This is a genomic window from Polaromonas sp. P1_E1_2, from assembly GCF_056406035.1.
Window position 1 is genome coordinate 1 of the sequence record NZ_JBFUAZ010000531.1, and the last position, 2,990, is coordinate 2,990.

Sequence of the window (2,990 nt, forward strand, 5' to 3'; positions counted from 1 at the left end):
GGATCAAACTCTATAGTTTAATCACTGCAATAATTTTCAACTCCTTGCATTTGACTGCAAGAAGAAACTCATAAAAACGGAATTGATGAGAAATCTTGACGATTTCACATTTTCTATCTCTATGAGCGTTTAAGGTCAGAAGACCTGGTTACAAGTAACCTGGCAATCGCCTTCAAACGCCCATACTTATCGGCTGTAAATTTTTAATGATCCTGACTACTTGCTTAGCGCATTTAGCACCTTGCTTTTGTCGTCTCGCTGTAATCAGCTGAGCCTCGAATTATATACTGGATTTTAATTCCCAGTCAACCCGAGGGTTATTTGCCTTTCTCGCTTGACAAACTCAATTCAGAGAATTTCGCTTGCCTCGCTGTAATCAGCAGAGCCTCAAATTATATACCGGTTTTTGATCACCAGTCAAACTTTTTTGACTCTTTTTTCTGCTGTCTGACCGCTTGGCGGTCAGAACTTTCGTTTTCWGCAGAGCCTTGAATTCTATACCGGTTTTTGAGTCCCGGTCAACTTTTCAAGATCTTTTTTCTACTGAACTTTTCGGTTTCGCGGTAGCTGCAAATCCCGAAGAATTTGTTCGCTGTGTTCAGCAGAGCCATCGACTATAGCACGGTTGTTTTGCGCTTTTCAAGCACCGCTTAAAAAACTTTCTCAACTTACGCGTTGTTCACCATAAGAGGCAGTGAGCGCAAGCGCTTCCCTGTCAGTGCGTACAGGGCATTTCCCAATGCAGGCGCCAATGGCGGCACACCTGGTTCGCCTGCGCCGCCAGGTGTTCTCTCGCTGGGGACAATATGAGTCTGCACAACGGGCGCCTGCGCCAKTCCCACCATGGCGTACTGGGGGAAATTCTTCTGGCGCACAACACCGTCCTCTATATCTATGCGGCCATGCAGCGCCGCGGTCAGCGCAAAGATAACGCTCCCCTCCATTTGCTGTGCCACGATGCCCGGGTTCACAGCCGTACCGCAATCCACAGCACACACCACGCGGTGAACGCGCAGCATGCCATTGAGCAATGACACCTCCGCGACCTGCGCCACGATGGACCCAAACGATTCATGCAAGGCGATGCCGCGGGCCCGCCCCTCGGGAAGAGCGCTGCCCCAGCCAGCCTTGAGTGCAGCCAGATCCAGCACGGCCAGATGCCGCGGTGCTTCGCCCAGCAGGGAACGCCGGAAAGCGAGAGGATCCTGTCCAGCCGCCCAGGCCAGCTCGTCCACGAAGCTTTCAGAAAAGAACGCGTTATGCGAATGCCCCACCGAGCGCCAATAGCCGACAGGCACGCCCGAGCGCGTGGCCACATGCGACATGGACTGGCTGGCAAAGCCATAAGGCAGGTCGAACAAACCTTCCGCAGCACTTTTATCGGGGGTATCAAAGGGCCCGGACAGGGCCGGCAGGTTGCGTTCGAGCCATCTAGGCGTAATGGCGTCGCCGGCAGACTTGATGGACAGGCAGGTGACGTCGCCCGTTTCGTCCATGGAGGCCCTCAGCCTGGCTACCTGCATGGGCCGGTAAAAGTCGTGCGTGGTGTCTTCTTCGCGCGACCAGATCAATTGCACAGGCCGGCCACCACACTCCACGGCAATGCGCACTGCCTGCGCCACACAGTCGACCTCCAGCCGGCGGCCAAAGCCGCCCCCCAGCAAGGTGACAGTGACATGGACATCTTCCTGAGCCACCCCGGCCACCCGTGCGGCAACGGCCACAGCCATCTGCGGCACCTGGGTGGGCGCCCAGAGCCATACCTTGCCGCCCATGACTTGCGCGGTGCAGTTCATGGGCTCAAGCGTGGCGTGGGCCAGGTAGGGTGCACGATAAAGTGCCTCGATTTTCCGCACAGCGGATGCCTCGGCCTTGCCGGCATCGCCTTTTTCATAAAAGACATGGCCTTCTTCACGTGCCAGAGCGGTTTCCAGCGATTGTTCAATCGCGCGGGTGTCCAGCGCGCCAGCGGGTCGCTGCTGCCATTCGACCGGCACCATCAAGGCCGCCTGCTGGGCCTGCCACCAGGTTTTACCCACCACGGCAAAGCCGGCAGTAGAGCCCGCATAGGCCGGCAGCCGCACCAGGCGCTCCACGCCAGGTAAGGCCAGCGCCGTATTCACCTGAATCGCACCCGCTGAACCGCCCAACATGGGACAAAGCCGGATCGCCGCATACACCATGCCCGGCAACCGGACATCGAGGCCAAAAACGGCCGTGCCATTAACCTTGGCAGGTAAATCCAGGCGCTGGGCACCCCGCCCTATCAKCTTCCAGTCCCCGCGGCTTTTGAGAGTCACGTCCCCCGGCGGAGTCGCTGCGGCAAATTTCGCCAGTTCACCGTAGTGGGATGAGGGGCCTGAGGGGTGCGAAATCACGCCGTTTTTGACTGTGAGCTCATCCACCGGCAATTTCCAGTCCAGCGAGGCGGCCCCCAGCAGGGATGCCCGGGCCGTGGCAGCGGCCAGGCGCACCACGTCCCAGGCATCCGCCAGGCTTGAGGAACCCCCTGTCGCGTTGATGCCGAGCTCACGGGCAACCTTGCCCATCATCCACTCGCCGATCCTGACCGGGGTGGGGCGAACCCTGGGGGCGCCTTCTTTGGCAAAGTCATCGACGTCCAGTGGATGAAAGGGCAGGCTGCCCACCAGCATCGCGACATTACCGTAAATGGCATCAGAACCCGCCTGCGCCACGGTCACCCGCTGCAGCGGCACGTCAAGCTCTTCGGCCACCAGCATGGCCAGCGCCGTGTGCACGCCCTGACCCATTTCGCTGCGCGGCATGGCCAGCACCACACCGCCGTCCGCCCGGATCTTGATCCAGCCATTGAACACCGCGCCATCAAGCTCGGGAATGCTCGCAGGCCAGGGCTTGGCCGGGCTGCCCAGCCGGGAGCGCGCCGGCAACAGGCTCCAGCCCACCAGCAATGCGCCTGCCGCACCGGTTGCACTGAGCAGCCAGGCCCTTCTCTTCATGAGGACGTGGCC

General features: G+C 59.1%; 1 protein-coding gene. It reads right to left on the reverse strand.

The features are described 5' to 3' along the window. Positions 1–668: 668 nt before the first annotated feature. Positions 669–2,978, reverse strand: a complete 2,310-nt coding sequence (locus AC1D1P_RS19355; RefSeq protein ID WP_477674096.1) for a xanthine dehydrogenase family protein molybdopterin-binding subunit — start codon at positions 2,976–2,978, stop codon at positions 669–671. Positions 2,979–2,990 lie beyond the last annotated feature (12 nt).